The organism is Bifidobacterium tibiigranuli (assembly GCF_009371885.1).
In the GTDB taxonomy this organism is placed as follows: Bacteria; Actinomycetota; Actinomycetes; order Actinomycetales; family Bifidobacteriaceae; genus Bifidobacterium; species Bifidobacterium tibiigranuli.
In genome coordinates, this window is record NZ_QLZA01000001.1 from 30416 (window position 1) to 49998 (window position 19583).

The 19583-nt window shown below is 60.8% G+C and carries 16 protein-coding genes; 7 read left to right on the forward strand and 9 right to left on the reverse strand.

Translation table 11 applies throughout. The features are described from left to right. Positions 1-199 precede the first annotated feature (199 nt). Positions 200-3475 (forward strand): UPF0182 family membrane protein, encoded by a 3276-nt coding sequence (locus DDF78_RS00175; protein ID WP_152579965.1) that lies wholly within the window; start codon positions 200-202, stop codon positions 3473-3475. After that, positions 3472-3978, forward strand: a complete 507-nt coding sequence (locus tag DDF78_RS00180) for a GNAT family N-acetyltransferase (protein WP_152579964.1) — start codon at positions 3472-3474, stop codon at positions 3976-3978. The genes DDF78_RS00175 and DDF78_RS00180 overlap by 4 nt, the downstream gene beginning before the upstream one ends. A gap of 112 nt (positions 3979-4090) precedes the next feature. Here the strand turns inward: DDF78_RS00180 and DDF78_RS00185 are convergent, their stop codons facing one another. Genes DDF78_RS00185 through DDF78_RS00205 form a run of 5 tightly spaced genes read right to left on the reverse strand, consistent with a single transcriptional unit; the run spans position 4091 to position 9682 of the window. After that, the gene (locus tag DDF78_RS00185; RefSeq protein ID WP_162000643.1) at positions 4091-5257 is read right to left on the reverse strand and encodes a carboxyl transferase domain-containing protein; all 1167 of its coding nucleotides are present in this window, start codon (positions 5255-5257) and stop codon (positions 4091-4093) included. Between the two features lie 44 nt (positions 5258-5301). Beyond that, the gene (locus DDF78_RS00190) at positions 5302-7131 is read right to left on the reverse strand and encodes an acetyl/propionyl/methylcrotonyl-CoA carboxylase subunit alpha (protein WP_152579962.1); all 1830 of its coding nucleotides are present in this window, start codon (positions 7129-7131) and stop codon (positions 5302-5304) included. A 60-nt stretch (positions 7132-7191) separates the two neighbouring features. Next, positions 7192-8190: a 5-oxoprolinase subunit C family protein gene (locus DDF78_RS00195; RefSeq protein ID WP_162000642.1), complete on the reverse strand. Its 999-nt coding sequence runs from the start codon at positions 8188-8190 to the stop codon at positions 7192-7194. Then, the gene (locus tag DDF78_RS00200; RefSeq protein ID WP_152579960.1) at positions 8187-8903 is read right to left on the reverse strand and encodes a 5-oxoprolinase subunit B family protein; all 717 of its coding nucleotides are present in this window, start codon (positions 8901-8903) and stop codon (positions 8187-8189) included. Before DDF78_RS00200 ends, DDF78_RS00195 begins: the two co-directional genes overlap by 4 nt. Further along, the gene (locus DDF78_RS00205) at positions 8903-9682 is read right to left on the reverse strand and encodes a LamB/YcsF family protein (RefSeq protein WP_152579959.1); all 780 of its coding nucleotides are present in this window, start codon (positions 9680-9682) and stop codon (positions 8903-8905) included. Before DDF78_RS00205 ends, DDF78_RS00200 begins: the two co-directional genes overlap by 1 nt. 197 nt (positions 9683-9879) lie before the next feature. Here DDF78_RS00205 and DDF78_RS00210 point away from each other — a divergent pair, with 197 nt between their 5' ends. Continuing rightward, positions 9880-10917, forward strand: coding sequence for a LysR substrate-binding domain-containing protein (locus DDF78_RS00210; RefSeq protein ID WP_152579958.1), 1038 nt, complete (start codon positions 9880-9882; stop codon positions 10915-10917). 112 nt (positions 10918-11029) lie between these two features. On the opposite strand, the gene DDF78_RS00215 is transcribed toward DDF78_RS00210, so the two are convergent. The 3 genes from DDF78_RS00215 to DDF78_RS00225 all read right to left on the reverse strand — a co-directional run bounded on the left by DDF78_RS00215 (position 11030) and on the right by DDF78_RS00225 (position 14034). Further along, positions 11030-12238, reverse strand: a complete 1209-nt coding sequence (locus DDF78_RS00215; RefSeq protein ID WP_152579957.1) for an aminotransferase class I/II-fold pyridoxal phosphate-dependent enzyme — start codon at positions 12236-12238, stop codon at positions 11030-11032. Positions 12239-12306: 68 nt separating this feature from the next. After that, on the reverse strand, positions 12307-13227 hold the full coding sequence (locus DDF78_RS00220; protein ID WP_152579956.1) for an AEC family transporter: 921 nt from the start codon (positions 13225-13227) through the stop codon (positions 12307-12309). Positions 13228-13281: 54 nt separating this feature from the next. Continuing rightward, the gene (locus tag DDF78_RS00225) at positions 13282-14034 is read right to left on the reverse strand and encodes an SDR family oxidoreductase (protein WP_152579955.1); all 753 of its coding nucleotides are present in this window, start codon (positions 14032-14034) and stop codon (positions 13282-13284) included. Positions 14035-14277: 243 nt separating this feature from the next. On the opposite strand from DDF78_RS00225, the gene DDF78_RS00230 reads away from it, so the two are divergent. After that, positions 14278-15291, forward strand: coding sequence for a LacI family DNA-binding transcriptional regulator (locus tag DDF78_RS00230; protein ID WP_152579954.1), 1014 nt, complete (start codon positions 14278-14280; stop codon positions 15289-15291). A 56-nt stretch (positions 15292-15347) separates the two neighbouring features. Here the strand turns inward: DDF78_RS00230 and DDF78_RS00235 are convergent, their stop codons facing one another. Further along, positions 15348-16304 carry a LysR substrate-binding domain-containing protein gene (locus tag DDF78_RS00235; protein ID WP_162000923.1) on the reverse strand — a complete coding sequence of 319 codons (957 nt, stop codon included), beginning with the start codon at positions 16302-16304 and terminating at the stop codon, positions 15348-15350. Positions 16305-16795: 491 nt separating this feature from the next. Between DDF78_RS00235 and DDF78_RS00240 the strand changes: the two genes are divergently transcribed. The 3 genes from DDF78_RS00240 to DDF78_RS00250 are packed head-to-tail and all read left to right on the forward strand — an operon-like array spanning position 16796 to position 19583. Beyond that, entirely contained in the window at positions 16796-17677 is an 882-nt protein-coding gene (locus DDF78_RS00240) for an ATP-binding cassette domain-containing protein (RefSeq protein ID WP_162000640.1), read from the forward strand. A gap of 3 nt (positions 17678-17680) precedes the next feature. Further along, on the forward strand, positions 17681-18553 hold the full coding sequence (locus DDF78_RS00245) for an ABC transporter ATP-binding protein (RefSeq protein ID WP_152579951.1): 873 nt from the start codon (positions 17681-17683) through the stop codon (positions 18551-18553). Continuing rightward, entirely contained in the window at positions 18540-19583 is a 1044-nt protein-coding gene (locus DDF78_RS00250; RefSeq protein WP_162000639.1) for an ABC transporter permease, read from the forward strand. Before DDF78_RS00245 ends, DDF78_RS00250 begins: the two co-directional genes overlap by 14 nt.

The following is a 19583-nucleotide window of genomic DNA, read 5'->3' on the forward strand; positions in this document are numbered from 1 at the left end:
ACCGCATGACGGCCGGTCCGGGCAACAGGCCTTTGCGCGCTGGATGATCAGATAACCTGCACAATATGGGCACAGCATGAGTATGGTACCTTGATTCATTCGGCGATCGTGGTTCGCCTTGGTTTTCCGACGATGATTCCGTGATTGCGACCACACGGCCGACCCCCTCCTGCTCCCGGGTCATAGTAGGGTGGAAGACATGTCATTTTTCGATGTATTCGGCCAGATGTTCGATCCTGACGACAACGGCCCAGACCAGTCAGGCCGCAAGGCGCGCCGCAGCTCCAACGGGGACGATCCTGTGATAATCGATGTGCAGGTCGATGGCGACGATGCGCAAGGCGATGCAAGCTCCCGCGAATCCGCTGGGAATGCTGGCAGCTCCGGAGGCAACGGCACGCGCCCGCCGCGCGGACGCTCGAGCAAGCGCGCCAAGGGCTCCGGGCTGCCGTCCTCGCGTGGCTCGAAGATTCTCATCGGCGCCGTCGTGGCGCTGGCGGTTGTCATCGGCCTGTTCTTCGCGCTGGATCGATTCATCACCGATGTGATGTGGTTTGATCAGCTCGGGTTCCAAAGCGTGGTGTGGACGCAGCTAGGGACCAAGGTGGGTCTGTGGGTGGCCTATGCCGTGCTCATGGCCGCAGTGGGTTTGGCGTCCGCCGTATTGGCTATCAGAGCGCGGCCTGATTCCGCGGATGGCTCCACCATCAGAATCAATGGAGATGTGGTCGAGATTGGCAAAAGCGTCAGCTCCAAAACCGCGCGCCGTGTGGCGGCTGTCGTTTCGCTCGTCGTCGGCATTGTGTTCGGCTCGCAATTCAACGCCAATTGGGCCGATATTCTGCTGATGTTCAACGCGCAGCCATTCGGCACGCGCGATCCGCAGTTCGGCCTCGACAACGGCTTCTATGTCTTCGTGCTTCCCGGTCTGCGATTGATCTTGTCCGCCGTCTCGATGCTGCTGCTCATGGGGCTGATCTTTTCGCTGGTCACGCACGTGCTGATGGCGGGCATCCGCATCACCATGCCTACCAATGGGCGCGGGCTTTTCACTATGACACGGCACGCGCGCATGCAGTTGGCGATATGGCTGGTGCTCAATATGTTTGCATGGTCCGCACGGCAGGTGCTAGGGGTGTTCAGCAGCTTGACCCAGCAGGGCGACCGCTTCACCGGCGCTGATTACACCGCAGTGCACGCCACCATTCCGGTGACTTTTATCATGGCTGCGCTCACGGCCGCATTGGGCGTGCTGCTTGGCGTATGGCTTATGCGCTCCAAGGCGCTCGCCGAGCCAGCTTCAGCGGAAGTGCGCGTGTCGGCTGCCTTGCGCGCGTGGCGTGTGCCGGTGACCGCTATCGCCATCACCGTGATTCTTTCCATGTTGTTGGGCGGTCTATGGCCGATGCTGCTGCAGCAGTTCCAGGTCAACCCGAATGCGCAGGAGGTGGAGTCCACCTACATTCAGCGCAACATCCAGGCCACGCAGCAGGCATACGGCCTCAACGCGTTGAAAACCGAGCAGTACGCCGCCACGACGCAAGGCACAGCTGGCGCCCTTTCCTCGCAGACCGAGACGACCGCGCAGATACGTCTGCTCGACCCGCAGGTGGTGTCGCCCACCTTCCAGCAGTTGCAGCAGTCCAAGCAGTACTATTCCTTCCCGGATACGCTCACCATCGACAAGTACGACATCAACGGTGCCAGCCAGGATACGGTTATCGGGGCGCGCGAGCTCAACCTCGCCGGTCTGGACAGCCAGAACTGGGTGAATGACCACACCGTCTACACGCACGGTTATGGCGTCGTCGCCGCGTACGGCAACAAGGTGACGTCCGACGGCCAGCCTCAGTTCTTCGAATCCGGCATACCGACGCAGGGGGCGCTGACTGACGCCCAGCATTATCAGCCGCGCATATACTTCTCGCCCAACGTCTCCGACTATTCGATTGTCGGCGCTCCGGCAGGCACCCAGCCGTGGGAGTTCGACTACCCGACCGGTTCGTCGGGGGCGACCAATACTTTCAATGGCAACGGTGGCCCGAGCATCGGCAATTTCTTCTCCCGGCTGCTCTATGCGATTCGTTTCGGCTCCTCGCAGATTCTCTTCTCCGACCGCGTGACTTCCGCTTCGCAGATTCTCTATGACCGCAGCCCGGCCGAACGCGTGGCGAAGGTAGCGCCGTATCTGACGCTCGACGGACGCGTGTACCCGGCGGTGGTCAATGGTCGCGTGAAATGGATTGTCGACGGCTACACCACTTCCGACGCCTACCCCTATTCGCAGACGACCAATCTGGGCACCGCTTCAAGCGATTCCTCGACGGCGTCCGGCGCGATGCCTGGTCTGGGGCCGCAGCAGGCGAACTATATGCGCAACTCGGTGAAGGCGACCGTCGACGCCTACGACGGCTCGGTGACCCTGTATGCATGGGATGCCAACGATCCGGTGATCAAGGCGTGGCAGAAGATATTCCCCGGACAATACCATCCGCTTTCCCAGATATCGGGTAGCCTGATGAGCCATCTGCGCTATCCTGAGGATTTGTTCAAGGTCCAGCGCGGGCTGCTGGCGCAATATCATGTGACCAGCGCCGGACAGTTCTTCTCCGGCGAGGATTTCTGGCAGACCCCGGTCGATCCGACGGCTTCGGCCGCAGCCCAGCAGCAGAACCAGCTGCAGCCACCGTATTACCTGACGCTGCAAACCGGCGGTTCGAAGCATCCGGTGTTCTCGCTGACCTCCACCTATATTCCAGCGGGGTCGTCGACGCGCGAGATTCTGACCGGATTCCTGTCGGTGGATTCTGATGCGGGCAATGAAAAGGGTGTGATCGGGCCGAATTACGGCACGCTGCGACTGCAGGAGCTGCCAAAGAACTCGAATGTGCCAGGGCCTGGGCAGGCGCAGAATAACTTCAACGCCGACGCCACGGTCTCCCAGCAGCTCAACCTTCTGCAATCCGGGTCTACGAACGTCAAGCGCGGCAACCTGCTGACATTGCCGTTGGGCGGCGGACTGGTGTATGTGCAGCCGGTGTATGTGCAGTCCAGCGGCGCGACGAGCTTCCCGCTGCTGAAAAAGGTGCTGGTTGCTTTTGGACAGCAGGTCGGCTTCGCCAATACGCTCAATGAGGCGTTGAACCAGGTGTTCGGCGGCAATTCAGGAGCGGCGGCCGGCGACGCTGCGAATGCGTCCGGAAACGGAGAATCAGATGGATCGGCAAATGGTCAATCCGGTCAGTCTGGTCAATCCGGCGGTCAATCCAACGCGCAAGGCGGTTCTGCGCCAGGTGCTTCCAGCTCGGGCAGCTCCGCGGGCATGAGCGCTGCGCTCAAGTCGGCGTTGCAGCAGGCTTCGCAGGCTATGAAGGATAGCGATGCGGCCATGAAATCAGGCGATTGGGGTGCGTATGGCAAGGCTCAGCAGCAGCTCAATGACGCTCTGACCAAGGCATTGGAGCTCGAAAAGTGACGGGTGGGGCAATCATCCGCGACGCCACGGACGACGACCTGCAGGCGATAACCGACATCTACAATCAGGCTGTTCTCGCCGGCGGGTCTACGGCTGACCTTGAGCCGCGCACGCTTGAGCAACGGCGCGAGTGGGTCGCATCGCATACGCCGCGCGCCGACTACCCGGTGGTTGTGCTCGAGGACGAATCGGGCCGCGTGGCCGGCTTCGGCTCGCTCTCGCACTTCCATCCGCGCGAAGCCTACGATGGCGTGGTCGAGCTGAGCTACTACATCGCCACCAGCGCCCAGCATCATGGCTACGGCACCGCTATGGTCGAGTGGCTGCTCGACGCCGCCAAGCAGCGCTCCTGCCGCATGGCCACCGCGCTGATCTTCGCCGACAACGCCGGCTCGGTCGCCCTCATGCGCCGCTTCGGCTTCACCCGCTTCGGCTTCCTGCCAAAGGCCTGCTACGACGGCAGTCGCTACATCGATATGTCGTACTGGTATAAGGAGCTGTGAGTCAGCGGTAGAGCAACGCCACGTTGCTGAAAGCTACGCTAACGTGGCGCTGCCGTACAAAATGCAACGAAATCGCTCCTGAGAACGTTACATTTTGTACGGCAGCATCGAGTTAGCGTGCACAAGGTGCTTGCCCAGCGAGCAGATGGCGTAGCATCATGTCAAGCTGGACGAGGTTCATACTTTCGTCTGCACCGTTAGCCCAAAGACGGATCAACGACGATTCAGCAGCTTCAACGTGAATCCAGAGCTGACTGCTGTCCGCCTGTATGGCAGCCAATGCGGCGGCATCGTGCAGCATAGCGGAGTCACTCCGTGCTGCGGCACCGCCGAGCGGTTCCGGTGCGAACCGGAATTCGTCGATAGCCGATATGACTGGCAGCGAAAAACGCTGGCAGAGCCGGGCGAAGGCAGTAATATTTGCAAGCGCCCTCGCATCGACTAGCATGCGATCGCGCGGGCCATGCGGCGTGATAACGCCGACGGAATGGCCATACACTCGCGCGAATCCCAATGCGATCGAGGCATCGCTTGGACTGCCCAGATACAGCGACGTGTCATCATCGGTGATGGCGTCGAACAGCTCGGCAATGTCAATATGGCGCTGCGCAGAGGTTGTGAGTTCGTGCGCCGGGGCATCGAACACCGGTGCGGCTGTGCCTATCACTGAAGGCAGGAAGGAGAGCAGGAATCGTGCGAAATCTGCAGCATCGTTGAGACTCTGCGCGACATAGCTGAAATCGGACTGTCGGGATTCAGCGGTCGCCTCGCATGTGATACCGGTGGCTTGCAGAATAGTCGTGGGTGAGTTGACGGCAAATGAAGCGTTTAGATCGGCAGCGATGATGAAATCCGAGAGTGCCAGGCAGCTGGCGAGCGGACCGGTCACCGAACCTTGCACAATCGACACAATTGGCGAGCTGTGGGAATACCGTGCCAACGCCATGCGCAACGCATCGCAACGCAGCGTCGCGGAGCGCACATTGTCATCTTCGTCTCCGCCCTCACAACCATTCCAGCAGATGACGAGCGGCAGTCGCATGGACGAGATCATGCCAAGCCGCGGGAACGAGCACGTCTCCTGCTTCGGCAAGCCTTTATCCTGGGAGCATTGGTCTTGTACGCACTGTGCAACATCAATGGTCGCCGCTACGACGTCCCTGCCGAAGATGTGCAGCACCGACCAGGACCAGACCGAGTCGTGCGAAGAGACGGGATAGTGGTCTGTATCAACATCGTCGGCCAGATTTGCGAAAAAATCAGCGGAATGCTGTGTCATATGGGTTTCCTCTCCGAGCGAATCGTCGATCAGAACGCTTGACGTCATTTGATGGTGAGCAACGGTTGCCCTGTGGCGAAGGTGTCGCCGAATTTGACCAGCATCGCCGTGACCGTGCCGGCATGCGGGGCGCGGACGATCTGCTCCATCTTCATGCTTTCGATGACCAGCAGCGAATCACCTTCATGAACGACATCCGAGACATGCACGCTTTCCTTGACGACGGTGCCGCCCATAGGAGCGAGCACATCGCCGGGATTATGCGCCAGCGCCGCAGGCCCGCCGGAATTGTTCGCGCTCTGCTGACGATAACGGGTGGGCGCAGGTGAAGCGGCGCTTGCAACGGTTTGCATGCCGCTGGTGATGGCGTTGTCGAGAAACCCCTCGGGGAAGCGCAGAGATACGCGACGACCGTTCAACTCGATGATCGCAGTGTGCAGTTCAGTCGATTGCTTGGCTGGCTGAGCAAGCTGAACAGTGGCATCGTCGGGGGACTTCAGAGTATTCGCGAAGTCATTCTCAATCCATCGCGTATACACAGAGAAGCCTTGCTCGCTGCCGATGAACGCCGGTTCATTGACGATCGCGCGGTGGAAGGGGAGCACGGTGGTTATGCCATCGATGGTGTACTCGGCCAGCGCGCGTCGCGCTCTGGCAAGCGCCACGGCTCGCGTGGGGCCGGTGACGACCAGCTTCGCCAGCAGCGAGTCGAAGGCCGGAGCGACGCTATCGCCTTCCTCGACTCCGGAATCCACGCGCACGCCCGGCCCTCCGGGTTCGTGATACCGCGTGATCGTCCCAGTCTGGGGCATGAAGTCATGTGCCGGGTCTTCGGCATTGATACGGAACTCGAAGGCATGGCCGTGGGCGGTCGCGTCCGTATCAGGGACATGCCCGCCGGCTGCGATGCGGAACTGCTCGCAGACCAGGTCGATGCCGGTGACCTCCTCGGATACGGTATGTTCCACCTGCAGCCGTGTGTTGACCTCAAGGAACGATATGGTGCCATCCGTGCTGAGCAGAAACTCGCAGGTTCCGGCCCCGACATACCCTGCTTCGTGCAGCAGCGCCTTGGAGGACTCCACCAGCAGGCGATGCTGCTCGTCGCTCAGGAACGGGGCAGGAGCTTCTTCCACGAGTTTCTGATTGCGCCGCTGCAAGGAACAGTCTCTGGTGCTGATGATCGTGACGTCGCCGTACATATCGGCAAGGCATTGCGTTTCGACATGGCGAGGATGGTCAAGATACTTTTCGACGAAGCATTCGCCGCGCCCAAAGGAGGCGATGGCTTCGCGGGTCGCCGATTCAAAGGCCTCGGGTATCTCGTCGAAGCGGTGGGCGATTTTCAGCCCTTTGCCGCCCCCGCCGAATGCGGCTTTGATGGCGATGGGCATTCCCGCCGTGCGGGCGAAGTCTTCGATCTCCTCGACGCTAGTGACCGGGTCGACTGTGCCGGGGGCCAATGGCGCGCCAACGAGCGTAGCGATATGACGTGCGGCGACCTTGTTGCCGAGCGTCGCAATCGCCTGGGGGCTGGGCCCTATCCAGACCAGACCGGCGTCGATGACGCGCTGGGCGAATTCATCGCTTTCGGACAAGAAGCCGTATCCGGGGTGAATCGCCTCGGCGTGGCACTGCTTGGCGATGTCAAGAATGCGGTCGATATTCAGATAGGTGTCTTTGGCACTGGAACCATTGAGGGAGTAGGCCTCATCGGCTAAGGAAACGAACAGGCTGTCGCGGTCCTGCTCGGCATAGATCGCGATGCCAGTCAGATCGGCATCATGCGCGGCCCGCAGCACGCGGACGGCGATTTCGCCGCGATTGGCGACCAGCACCCGGTGGAAGGGTCGTGCGGCTTGGGTTGTGGCCATTGCCATTGCATTGGGTGATTCGGGTGATATTGAATTTTCAGACACTGTGTTTTCAGACATCTATAAGGTCCATTCGTTCTCGGGGACGACGCGCCACGAGGCGTGCAGCAGCGCGTTGACTCGTGTGGCTATATCCGATATTGTGCGCTGCTGCTGGCGTGCGGCTGCCGATGCGCTCGTGATATCGCATAGGCTGAATCGCAGCTGCTGACCCGGCCTTGCCTGTGCGACCCGGCTTTGCCCGCAGGAGCTGACCACGGCAAGCACTGGGTATCCGGCAGTGATGCCGCGTCCGCGTTGCAGGGCCAGCAGGGCATTGTCCGCTGGTACTTCGATGGCGCCGACCGGCACTGCGCGGGAGAGTACTTCGCCGCGGTTCTCGCTTCGTTGAGGAGTTGTGCCGGAAAGCCTGATTCCTACATGATTGCTGCGTGGGTCCACGATGTAGCGTTCCGTGGTCAGAATCTCGCCTGCATCGGTGAATTCGCTCCAGTCTGGCCCTTTGAGCACTGGCACGAGGATATCGTCGTCAAAGCGTGGCGAGGGGACGTGCAGGTTGATATAGGGGATGCCTTCGAACAGGTCGGACAGCGGAGGGGAGGGCAGGAGCGTTTCAATCGTGTCGCCGTCGTGCAGGCGCAATCCGAAGCCGAGCATGGTGTCCGGGGCGCAGCTGCCGAGCAGGCGCGGGGCGGCGAGGCTGCCGCGTATGGCGAGATAGGTGCGCAGCCCGCCGACTGCATTACCAAGCACGACTTGCTGCCCGGCTTTGACGCTGATGGGCGTGTTCATGTCAAGCGGCTCGTCGTCCACGCTCGCGTGATCCATAGGGCTGCCGGTCACTGCGATAAGGACGTCATCGTTGTCAACGGTAAACGTCAGTCCGTCGGCCAAGCATTCCAGCAGCGGGGCATTCGGCGCGTTGCCAACGAGTGCATTGGCTGTCCGAGCCGATGCCTGGTCGAGCGCACCATATACGGACAGTCCGCGCACTGGTCCTTTGCTGCGGCCCAAATCCGTGACGACGGCGTGGCCGGCGTAATTCACCGTTATCGTCATCGTTGCACCTCCATATCGCGCATGGCGCGTCCGTTGTATTGATCCCATTGCGATTCTTCGATGGCGCGGAATCGAATGTGATCGCCGGGCCGATACGGCACCAGATCGGGGTCGTCCAGATCCATCAATTGAATCGGGGTAATGCCGATGGCTCTCCACCCGCTCGGTGCCTTTACCGGCCCGATAACGCCTTGCCGTCCGGCCAGTGAAACCGATTGGGCAGGCACCGAGAGCCGAGGGTCGTCCAAGCGCGGAATGGGTTTGGCGAACTCCGGACCGTCGGTCATGCACGATGCTGCAGGGCCTCCCAAGCATCGCACGATAAGATCCTGTGCGCCATGCAGCCGAATCACCTCAGACTGGGAGAGCTCAAGATAGTCCGCCACAAATGGCAGATCGGGGCCATACTCGCTGCCGTACACTACGGGAACATCGAAGATGCGGGCCTGGGGCAGCGGGGCCGTGAGATCATGTGCTTGCTCAAGCAGTCTCACGAACGCCGTGACGGTGTCCGCATCGGTGAGCACTGGATCGAATTCCAGCAAGGTCGAGTTGTAGGTCGGTACGGCATTATAGAGCCCCGGCAGCTGCGTCATGCCCAGCAGTCGCGACAGATTGTGCACGGTGCGCCAGTCCTCGTCGTCCTCGCTGCTCGTGGATTCCACGCGCAACCCGCACTCGCCGCAGGGCGATATCAGCAATGGGTTCGTCATCAGATGCTCGCAAACCGGTGGATGGTGATGCCGGCCTCTGCAACGCGCTGACGCACGACTTTGGCGATGCCAAGCCCGTTCGCTCCATCGCTGTGTAGCAGAATGGTGTCGACGTGCCGTTGCAGCTCCTTGCCATTGCGACTGACCAGAATGCCGTCCTTGACCAAGCGAATGGTGCGCGCTGCGATTTCCTCGGGGTCGCTGAGTACTGCTCCCGGCAGTCCTCGGGGTGTTAGCGTGCCGTCGTCCTCATAGCTGCGGTCGATGTTGCCGACCATGGCGATCTTGAGGCCGCGCTCGCGTGCGAGGTCCGCCGTCTGCCCCGGCTGCGTGTAGAGCACGATGGACGGGTCGACCGAGTAGATGGCGTCGACCATTGCTTTCGCATAGTCCGGCCTCGTGATGACGCTGTTGCCCAGCTTGCCGTGCGGGCACAGATGCGTGACCTTGGTGCCGTGCGCGGCGGCGAAGGCCTGCAGCGCGCCGAGCTGGTAGATGATGTCCGTGCGCACTTCCGTCTCGCTCAGCTCCATCATGCGCCTGCCGAATCCCACGCGGTCGGGGAAGGAGGGGTGCGCGCCGATGCCGATGCCGCGCTGCGCGCACAGACTCACAATCCTGTCCATGGTCCGCGGGTCCCCGGCGTGGTAGCCGCACGCGATGTTGGCCGAGGTGATGATTTCCAGGAACGCATCATCGTCTCCCATGCGCCACTGGCCATAGCTTTCGCCCATATCGGCGACCAGATCGATCGTCGCTGTTGTGCCACTGCCTTGCATAATGCCACCCTTTCCTTGAAGTCGTTTCCTTGCCGGGTTCGTTACACCCGCACGGGTCTGTGTCCTGTGTGGGCTTTGATATTCACATCATGGGTGTGTCAATGTATCGGCTATGTTTCCTAAGTAGTAATATATGATTTACTTATATATTAAAACTTCTTGAAAGTCTGGAACATTCCCTATCGATTGGGGTACGTATGGAGACTCGTCGGCTGCACCAGTTCATTGTCATCGTCGATTCCGCCTCGATGACCCGCGCCGCGCAGCTGCTGCATGTCGCGCAACCGGCGCTGAGCCAAAGCATTGCGATACTCGAACGCGATATGAACCAGCAGCTGCTCACGCGGCGGCATGTCGGCGTGGTGCCGACGGCTGCGGGGTGGTCGCTGTATCGATATGCCAAAGACATCGTGCGACTCGAGGAAACCGCGCGCCAGCAGGTGCAAGAGGGGTATGAGTCCCCGCAGGAGACCGTGACCTTCGGCGTGGCCCCGTTCAGCATCACGCCTGCGTTCATGGTCCGATTGGTTGCGGAGATCAAGCGGCAGTACCCGCGCATAACCCTGCGCATTGTCGAGGCGCTATCGGTCGTGCACAGCCAGGCGGTGAAGCTGGGGCAGCTGGATGTCGCGCTGATCTACCATCCCGGGCCGGTCAAGGGTGTCAAGCTGCAGACGGTGCTGCATGACCGCTTGTGTTTCGTAGCCCCACGAGATGACGCAGCTTTCATAGGAGCAGCGGGTAGGGAAGCAGACGCTGGCTTGGGCACAACGGCGTTGAATACGACAGGGAACATAACGACGCTGGGTCATAACAGGCAACAAAGCCACAGTCAGAATGCGCCGGCAACCAAACCGCGTGGCGTGCGCTGGGCGGATATCACGGACCGAGACCTCATTCTCCCGCGATCCACGCATACGCTCAGGGCCTTGGTCGAGCAGGCCTACAGCGTGAATATGAGCATACCGCAGGTGTCGTTGGAGCTTGAGCATACCGCGCCGCTGCCCGAGGCGGTGAGCCGGGGGATAGGAGATACGATTCTTCCCTCGCATGTGGCACAGGCCGTATTCGACAGCGAGAAGTTCGCCATCATGCCCTTGCGCGAACCTTCGGTCGAAGTGCGCTTCGCTCTGGCGACATCCGCCGAGGCAACGCATTCGCGCGGCACCGAAGTGGTCACTCAGGTGCTGCGCGACACCATAAGCGACCAGGAAATCAGCGACAACGGCTTCTGAGGCTCTGCACATAGGCGAACCCAGGAATGAATGAGCCGACGCAGCACCGTGCGTCGGCTCAAGAGTCGTCGGATATTCAGCTCAGAAGCCAAAGTCTGGGCCGTCGCGGGCGCTATTGCAGCACGGCGATGGCCTGCTCGATACTGTCGAAGGCATCGCCTAGCACCTGGATGGAGGTGGCGAAGGAGATGCGGAAGTAGGGCGAGAGGCCATAGGCCGTGCCTGGAACCGTACCCACCGAGGCTTGGGACAGGAAGTAGTCGCTTACGGCCGCGTCGTCGCCAAGTACCGTTCCGTCGGGGCAGTGGCGTCCGATCAGTCCGGCGCAGTTCACGTAGATATAGAACGCACCGTCCGGCGACAGGCAGGACAGTCCGTCGATCTGGTTGATCCGTTCGACGGCGAAATCCCTGCGTTCGTGGTAGGCCTGCACCATGTCGCCCACGGCGCTCTGATCTCCGGTCAGCGCTGCGGCGGCCGCAGCCTGGCTAACTGACGAGGCGCAGGATGATATCTGCGAGACGAGCTTGTTCATGGCACCGATCAGTGCCTTTGGTCCGATGCCGAATCCGATGCGCCACCCGGTCATGGCGTAGGTCTTCGACACACCGTTGACCGTCAGAATCCTGTTGGCGAGATCGGGCGCGATGCTGACCAGCCCTTTCGGCTTGGCGTCGGAGAATACGATTTCGTTGTAGATGTCGTCGCACAGCACCAGCACGTCGCTGTGCTTGCGCAGCACATCGGCCAGCGCCTGCAACTCGGATGTGGAATATACCGCGCCGGAAGGATTGCTGGGCGAGTTGAGAATCAGCCAGCGCGTGGAGTCGCTGATAGCCTGCTCAAGCTCATCCGCAGTCATCTTGAAGCCGTCGGCTTCCGTGGTCTCGACGACCACGGGGGTTCCTGAATTCATGATGGCCATATCGGTGTACGACACCCAGTAGGGCGCGGGCACGATCACCTCGTCGCCAGGGCACAGCGTCGCCATCAATGCCAGCGCGATCACCTGCTTGCCGCCCACGCCCACGCATATCTCGTCGTCCTCGCAGGGCCGGCCATACCGGCGCAGGTAGTACTGCCTGATGGCGTTGCGCAGCTCGGGCGTGCCGTTGGCCGAAGTGTAGCGCGTCTCGCCGTGTTTGATGGCCTCAACAGCAGCCTCGCAGATGGATTCGGGCGTGTCGAAGTCCGGCTGGCCCACCGTCAGCGAGAGGATGTTGCGCCCTTGGGCGCGCAGGTCGCGGACATGATCCGCTGCCACGGCGCTCGGCGACTCCTTGATGGATGTGACGCGTTCGCTCAAACGTATGCTGGGCATGATGATCCTTTCGATAAGCATGGATTATAGATATTCGTGGGGAATGTCCCGTCACTGTTCTGGAGTCATCACGACAGCAGGAAGGCGATGACGACGATAACCGGCACCGAAACCAGCGTAGTGATCAGCGTGCCGTCGCGGGCCAGCTCCTTGCCGGTGCCGAAGCGCGTGGCATAGGTGTACACGTTCTGGGCAGCCGGCAGCGCCGCCATCACCACGCAGGCCATCACGTTGGCCGGGGTGAGATCGAACAGCCTGCTGGCGAGGAAGAAGGCGATAACCGGCTGCACGATGTTCTTGAGCACGACGGCGGTTGCCACCGGCCCCGTTGAACCGCTGGAGAGCAGCGTGCGATCGGCGGCGAAGGACATGCCGAAGGTCAGCAGCATGCCAGGCACGGAGATGCCGGACAGCAGCTGAATAGGCTCCATGATGACATTCGGGACATGCCAATGGGTGACCATGACGATCACCCCGGCGAAACTCGCCAGCAAAATCGGATTGGCGAAGGCATGCAGCAGCGACTTGCCGATGTTGGCCTTGCGCTGCGATGTGAGTTCCAGCAGCAGCATGACGACCGGCGTGTAGATGGCGAGCTGGAACAGCAGGATCGGCGCGATCTGAGCCGCATTGCCCAGCACATAGGCGGCCAGCGGTATGCCGAGGTTGCCGGCATTGACGTATGACGACGACATGGAGCCGACGACGGTCTGCGCCCAGGATTGCTTCCATATCAGGATGCTGAACAGCGCGTAGGCGATGACGGCCGCCACCACGCTGATCACCTGCACGGCCATAGCAGGACCGAAGACATCAGCCGGCTTGGATTTGCCGACAGTGGTGAACAGCAGCGCCGGGGAGGCGACGAAGAACACCAGCCGTGTGATGATGAGCTCGGCGTTATTGCCGAGGATGTGATTCCTTTGCAGCAAGTACCCCAGCACGATGATCGAGCCGACGACCAGGAAACTCGAGAGAACAGCGGTCATAGCCGTCGAATCCTTTGCAGATGCGTGGATGAGTTCATAAGCGCTCGCTCGCCCTCAGCCGCGGCGATTGAAGGTCAGCCCGCCCGGCACCTGGAAGGTCGGCATGATTTCCATCAGACCAACGTTCATGCGGCGAGGCGAATCAATGGCGAAGTCGATGGCGTTAACGATATCGTCGGTGGTCAGCGACTCATAGCCGTCGAAATACTCCTTGCGCGCCGCCTCGATGGCTTGTGGCGAACCGCCCACATTGCGCGCGAATATCTCGGTCTCCACGCGGCCGGGGCAGATTTCGGTGACGCGGATGCGCTTGCCGACCGTATCGTTGCGCAGCTGCCGGGAGAGCTGGTGCACAGCGGCCTTCGTCGCATGGTAGCCGGTGTGGCCGAAGAAATTGTAGAGTCCTGCGATGCTGCTGGTATTCACGATATGGCCCAGATCGCGCTCCACCATTCCGGGCAGCAGTATGCGGACAAGCTGCAGAATAGCGCCGAGATTGATATTCACCATGTTCTCGAGGTCCTGCCGGGTGGCGTCGAGAATGTTGCCGGGCCGGCTCACTCCTGCATGGTTGACCAGGATGTCGATTTGCATCCCCGTGAACTCGCGTTCGATGGCGTCCGTGTCGGCCAGATCCAGCACATGGGGGATTGCGCCGGTCTCCTCGGCCAGCTGTCCCAGACGTTTCGCGTCGCGTGCGACCGCGTGGACGGTGAGTCCGCGTTCGGTGAATCTGCGTACGGTGGCGTTGCCCATGCCGCTGGAAGCGCCGGTAACGAGCGCAGTTGTGTAATCGCTGTATGTCATGGATGTCGCCTTACGTAACGTTGGTTGTGACGGATGGGGCACACCATATGCTGGCCGGTATTACCGAGATGTAACACACAGCGGCATTTGCCAGATTTATGCAGTGAGGGTTATACGCTGATGGGGATTGCCAGATTACCCGGCTGAAAATTGTCACAGAAATTGCCATAGGCACGTTTTGTGACACCGGATTGCCATGCGCAACTATGCGCAGCTGCCTTGCGGCAAGAGGAGAGGGGGACCATGACCATCCCGCAGCGGAGGAACGACCGGCGAGTGACGCTCACCGACATCGCCCAGGCATGCCATCTCGCTCCCTCGACCGTGTCCCGGGCGCTGCATGACCCCGGGCGCGTGAACTCGCATACTTACGAGCGGATTGTGCGTGCGGCCCAAGAGCTTGGGTACCACGATGATTTCGGAGCATCATCTACTCCGAGCTTTATTCGAGGGACTGTGGCGCTTGTCGTGCCAAGCCTGACCAATCCTGTCACGCTCGATCTCATCCGCGGCTGCCATGCCCGTGTGCAGTCCCTGGGGTATCTGTTCATGCTGGTGAGCACCGACGAGTCGAGCGAGCAGGAGGCCAGCTGGATCAGCGAGCTTTCGGGAACCGTGGACGGGATGATTCTGGCCTCGCCGCGTCTGAGCGACGAGGAGCTGCGGCACAAGGGAGCCAACACGCCGATAGTCGTGGTGAACCGCGAGCTGGAAGGCATGTCCTCTGTGATCGCCGACACATCCAGCGCCATGAAGCAGGCGCTGCGCTATCTGGCATCGCTGGGCCATCAGGAAATCGCCTACGTCCACGGCCCCTCGGATTCGCGGCTGGACCGCGCCCGGTACCGCGCCGTCATGAACGAGGCGGCCGATCTGCCGGGCGTGTCAGTGAAGGAGCTGGGGCCGTACCGACCTTCGCTCGTTGCGGGGGAGGCGGCGGCGGATGCGCTCGCCATCAGCGGGGTGACCGGCGTGATGTTCTTTGACGATCTGCTCGCCTTGGGTGCCATGCGGCGTTTTGCCCACATCGGCATGCGCGTGCCGGAGGATATCAGCGTGATTGGCTGCGACGATTGCTTCGCCGCGCAGATGGTGCAGCCGCAGCTCACCACGGTGTCTGCTTCTGCCGATGAGCTAGGCCGGTCGGCGGCCCAGATGCTGGTCACGCAGCTCGGTTCTGCGAACATCGAACCTCAGTCGCAGTGCCTGCCAGCTCAGCTGGCCATACGCCATTCGACGGCTGGTGCGGCTACCTGAGCATTTGTATGGGCTAGGGTGGCGAGACGTGCCTGCTGCCTTGTTGCTCCGCTGCCTTACCGCTTGTGCGTCGCCTCGGAAGTCTTGCGGCTTTTCGCGTTGCGCCCGGTTCCTCGCTGCTTGTCGACGGCGTTGCGGATAAGCTCGACCACGACATCCGCCGCACTTGACCTGAATTGCGTGTCGGGCGTGCACAGCGCGAATGAGGCGATGAGAGCGGGCGACTCGATGCGCAGCTTCTGGAATTCGCGCCCGGGGAATATCTCTTCCGCTGAGGATTGGGGCAGGCATGTGCAGCCCAGCCCTTTTTCGACGACCTGACGCAGCACCAGCGGCGATTCGATTTCCGCGCGGATGAAGAGTTCGAGATTGTGCTTGCGGAACGCCGATTCGACGATTTGGCGCAGGATGTTGTCTGATTCCGGGAGGAAAAGCTCAAGGCCTCCCATGGCTTCAAGACCGATGCTGTTCGTCCCCGGCTCCGTGACGCGCAGATCCCTGCGTGCGACCACGTAAAGGTCTTCGGTGCTGATTACCTCGCAGTGAATGCCGGGTATGAAACCGGGATCGTAGATGATGGCGGCATCGAGCACGCCCATCTTGACGGCCTGGCTGAAGGTGGTCGACAGCGCCTCCACGCAGTGGACAGAGATGCCCGGGTAGGTCCTCAGCACGGTTTCCAGCACGGACGAGGCGATGTCGTTGGCGCAGTTGTATGCGCCCAAGCCCAGCGACACCAGCCCGGAAGGCCCGGAGCCTATCCGGCCCATCTGGCGCAGCGTGCCGCGCTCCATGCGCAGGATCATCTGGGAGGAGCGGTACAGCGATTCGCCGGCGGGGGTCAGCGCGATGCCGTGCTGGCTGCGGGTCAGAAGCTGGTGACCGAACTCCTTCTCCAATGAGGCGACGTGCCTGCTGAGAGCCGGCTGGGAGATCTTGAGAATTTCGGCGGTCCGCCCGATGCTGCCGTAATCGGCCAATTGAGTGAAATAAAACAGTTTTTTCGTATCCATGCAAGCCTCCATACCCCGTTGAAACGAATTCCATTGGAGCGTGTCCCGGTTCCGTCTGCATTACTGACGTGTTTCGAAAATGTGAAATGGCGCGGCTCATGGTGCGTCCGCCGCAGTACGGGACTTTACGCTACTTCGTGTCTCGATGCTGCGCGAATAGGCGTTTTCCAAGGCATTTGTCGCTTGAAAATGCGTATGGGTGAGGACATCCGGCCGCAATCCTAGCGAAAACACCCGTGCTATGGGCTGATAACAAAAGCGCATGGCATTTCATCGCCAGAGGAAACAAAGCTCCTTTACGGTGTGGTTAACGCATCCACAATGCCGATGCTTAACCTGCCGCTCGCAACGGCACCTATCGCGTAAGGCATGCGCAAGGGCAATCCAGCAATGGACGGTTCGTTCAGCCAAGCAACACGCTGCGGCACGCAGCGCAACAAACACCAGCCAAAAGCAATGAGCAATGAAAGGTTTGCGCAATGGAGGAGAATATGACACACGCTTCACCGGACGCACCACCGGTTCGCGAAGCCGTAACGGTGCAGGGTATGTCCATTGCCTACGTGAGCGATGATCGCTATAACGCCGTGGTCAACGACGTGAGCTTCAGCCTGCAGCAATCGGATCGCCTCGCCATCGTCGGGGAATCAGGATCGGGCAAGACGACGCTCGCCATGGCGGTCGCTGGTCTGCTGCCGTCGAGAATCGCGAAAATCGACTGCTCAGCGGCTTCGATAGCTGGCAAAAACGTGGATATGAGCGCGAGCGCCGCAGTCATACCCACGCGGCGTCAAGGCGTGTCGATGATCTTTCAGGACGCGATGACCTCCCTCGACCCAGTCGCCTCGATCGGTCACCAGTTCAGGACAGTGCTTGGCTCGCTCACCTCCCAGTCCCGTTCGCAGATTCGCAAGGAGGCTGTGCAGTGGCTCGACAAGGTAGGCATTCATGAGCCGGAGCGCGTGATAAAGCTGCACTCCTATGAGATGTCCGGCGGCATGCGCCAACGCGTGATGATCGCCTTGGCGCTGTGCTCCAAGCCGCTGCTGCTCATTGCAGACGAACCCACGTCGGCGCTGGACGCCTCGGTGAGCAGAAGGGTTATGGACCTCATCCTCGAACTGACCGCAGAGCTGGGGACCGCGCTGATCATCATCACGCATGACATCGATCTGGCGAGGGAGTACACCAACAAGTCGTTGGTGCTCTACCACGGGCATGTGCAGGATTTCTGCGACACCGCGCAGTTCGGCGACGAGAATCGCTCGCCGTACACCCGCTCGCTGCTCGCCTGCGTGCCGCGGCTGAATTCCTACGATCTGGACGCGCTGCCGACGTTGGATCACAACGCGGCCCTGACTAAGGAGGCATGAGCGATGATTGGCAATAGCAATGACGATTTCACGCTATCGGTCAAAGACGTCACGAAACGCTTCGGGCGCGGCAAACAGCAGTTCACCGCCGTCAATAAGATCAGCCTCGAAGCCACTACGGACTCGGCCATAGGAGTCATTGGCGAGTCCGGATCAGGCAAGTCGACGCTGGCGAGAATGATCGTGGGCTTCGAAAAACCCACGGAAGGCACGATCACCATCAACGGGCTGCCCTTGGAGCAATGGATGGCGAATCCCACCGATCTGCTCGAATACCGCCGCATCGTGCAATACGTCGCGCAGGATACCTCCTCGTCTTTTGACCCGAAAAAGAAGATGGGCGAATCGATCGCCGCTCCGATTCGCAAGCTGCTTAAGATCCACGACAAGGACGAGATTGTGCAGCGAACGGAGACGATCGTCAGTGAGCTTGGCTTGGATGTCGCTCTATGTTCGCGCTACCCCCGCCAGCTTTCGGGCGGGCAGCGCCAGCGTTTCGCGCTCGCCAGATCGCTGGTCGTGAGTCCCAAACTGCTCATCTGCGACGAGGTGGTTTCGGCGCTGGATGTCTCTGTGCAAGGCGCGGTGCTCAATCTGATCAAGAAGGAGTCGGCGAAGCGCGGGATAGGACTGGTGTTCATCTCCCACGGCCTGCCCGCCACGGCGTTCATCAGCTCCGATCTGATGGTGATGAAGCAGGGCGATGTGGTCGAGGCCGGCTCGGTGCAGGAGGTCATCGAGCATCCGCGCCACGAGTACACCAGGGCGCTGCTGCACGCCTACTCGTATGGGCAATCATCGTCTGAGCAGGTGTTGTCTGAACAATCACAGGGGAGCAACCCGTCGTCGAAGGAGCTGGGCAATGAATTGGTTTAAGAAAAACATGTGGTGGCTGCGGCGCATCGTCGAACTGCCTATCGACATCGCGGCATTCTCCATCATCGCCTTCTTTCTGGTCCGGCTGCTGCCCGGCGACCCGGTGCAGCTCTCCCTGGCCTCGCGCGGCGAGGGCTACACGCACGCGCAGTATGAGGCGCAGGCTGAATCCATGGGCCTTGGCGGCTCGATATGGCATCAGTTCGCGAATTTTGTCAAAGGGGCGCTCGTCGGCAATCTGGGCACTTCGACGGTCAGCGGCAAGCCAGTGACGCAGGAGGTCCTGAGCAGACTGCCTTCCACGATCGAGCTGGTGACCTTGGGTCTTGGTGCGGCGCTGATATTTGCTCTGCTGCTGGGATTCCTCTACATTCGGTCCTCGAATCGCACGCTGCGCAGCGCCATCCGCACGTATGCATCGTTTGCGACCAGCATTCCCGTATTCGTTGTCGCCGTGTTCAGCATCATGCTGTTCTACGTCATTCTCAAATGGCTGCCGGCCCCGCTCGGCAGAGTTTCCTCCGGCACGCTTCCAGTGGTGACAGGCTTCCCGATCCTCGACGAGATGCTCACCGGCAACTGGGCGCAGCTGGGAGAGACGCTGGTGCTGTACATCCTGCCGGTCGGTTCGATGATGCTCACGTACACGCCGAATTTGCTCACGCAGCTGATTGGTGGTCTCGACCGTGAGCTCGCCGAAACCACCACCCAGTTCCAGGTCGCTGCAGGCGTGGGCAGGAAGTGGATCTACATCAGCATATTCCGCCGCTCGCTTTCCAGCGTCGTCGTGGTGTTCGGCCTGATCTTCGGCGGTCTTATCGGCGGCGCGGTCACGGTGGAAAGTCTGTTCGGCTTCGGCGGCATCGGCGCGCTGGCGGTACGCTCCGTCGCGTCGGTAGACTTCCCCGCACTGCAAGGCTTCCTCATCCTCAGCGTCGCGTTCTGCATGTTCGTGTTCTTCCTCGTGGATCTGGTGAATATGTGGCTTGACCCGCGCAGACGCCCCGGCGTAGCAAATCAGGAGGATTAA

What these genes read in the sequence shown, in the direction of transcription:
- DDF78_RS00220 (WP_152579956.1), bottom strand. Translation starts at nt 13,227, where the DNA reads ATGACCGCTGTTCTCTCGAGTTTCCTGGTCGTCGGCTCGATCATCGTG.
- DDF78_RS00210 (WP_152579958.1), top strand. Translation starts at nt 9,880, where the DNA reads ATGGAGACTCGTCGGCTGCACCAGTTCATTGTCATCGTCGATTCCGCC.
- DDF78_RS00185 (WP_162000643.1), bottom strand. Translation starts at nt 5,257, where the DNA reads ATGACACAGCATTCCGCTGATTTTTTCGCAAATCTGGCCGACGATGTT.
- DDF78_RS00215 (WP_152579957.1), bottom strand. Translation starts at nt 12,238, where the DNA reads ATGCCCAGCATACGTTTGAGCGAACGCGTCACATCCATCAAGGAGTCG.
- DDF78_RS00250 (WP_162000639.1), top strand. Translation starts at nt 18,540, where the DNA reads ATGAATTGGTTTAAGAAAAACATGTGGTGGCTGCGGCGCATCGTCGAA.
- DDF78_RS00235 (WP_162000923.1), bottom strand. Translation starts at nt 16,304, where the DNA reads ATGGATACGAAAAAACTGTTTTATTTCACTCAATTGGCCGATTACGGC.
- DDF78_RS00245 (WP_152579951.1), top strand. Translation starts at nt 17,681, where the DNA reads ATGATTGGCAATAGCAATGACGATTTCACGCTATCGGTCAAAGACGTC.
- DDF78_RS00225 (WP_152579955.1), bottom strand. Translation starts at nt 14,034, where the DNA reads ATGACATACAGCGATTACACAACTGCGCTCGTTACCGGCGCTTCCAGC.
- DDF78_RS00230 (WP_152579954.1), top strand. Translation starts at nt 14,278, where the DNA reads ATGACCATCCCGCAGCGGAGGAACGACCGGCGAGTGACGCTCACCGAC.
- DDF78_RS00240 (WP_162000640.1), top strand. Translation starts at nt 16,796, where the DNA reads ATGACACACGCTTCACCGGACGCACCACCGGTTCGCGAAGCCGTAACG.
- DDF78_RS00195 (WP_162000642.1), bottom strand. Translation starts at nt 8,190, where the DNA reads ATGACGATAACGGTGAATTACGCCGGCCACGCCGTCGTCACGGATTTG.
- DDF78_RS00175 (WP_152579965.1), top strand. Translation starts at nt 200, where the DNA reads ATGTCATTTTTCGATGTATTCGGCCAGATGTTCGATCCTGACGACAAC.
- DDF78_RS00200 (WP_152579960.1), bottom strand. Translation starts at nt 8,903, where the DNA reads ATGACGAACCCATTGCTGATATCGCCCTGCGGCGAGTGCGGGTTGCGC.
- DDF78_RS00205 (WP_152579959.1), bottom strand. Translation starts at nt 9,682, where the DNA reads ATGCAAGGCAGTGGCACAACAGCGACGATCGATCTGGTCGCCGATATG.
- DDF78_RS00190 (WP_152579962.1), bottom strand. Translation starts at nt 7,131, where the DNA reads ATGGCCACAACCCAAGCCGCACGACCCTTCCACCGGGTGCTGGTCGCC.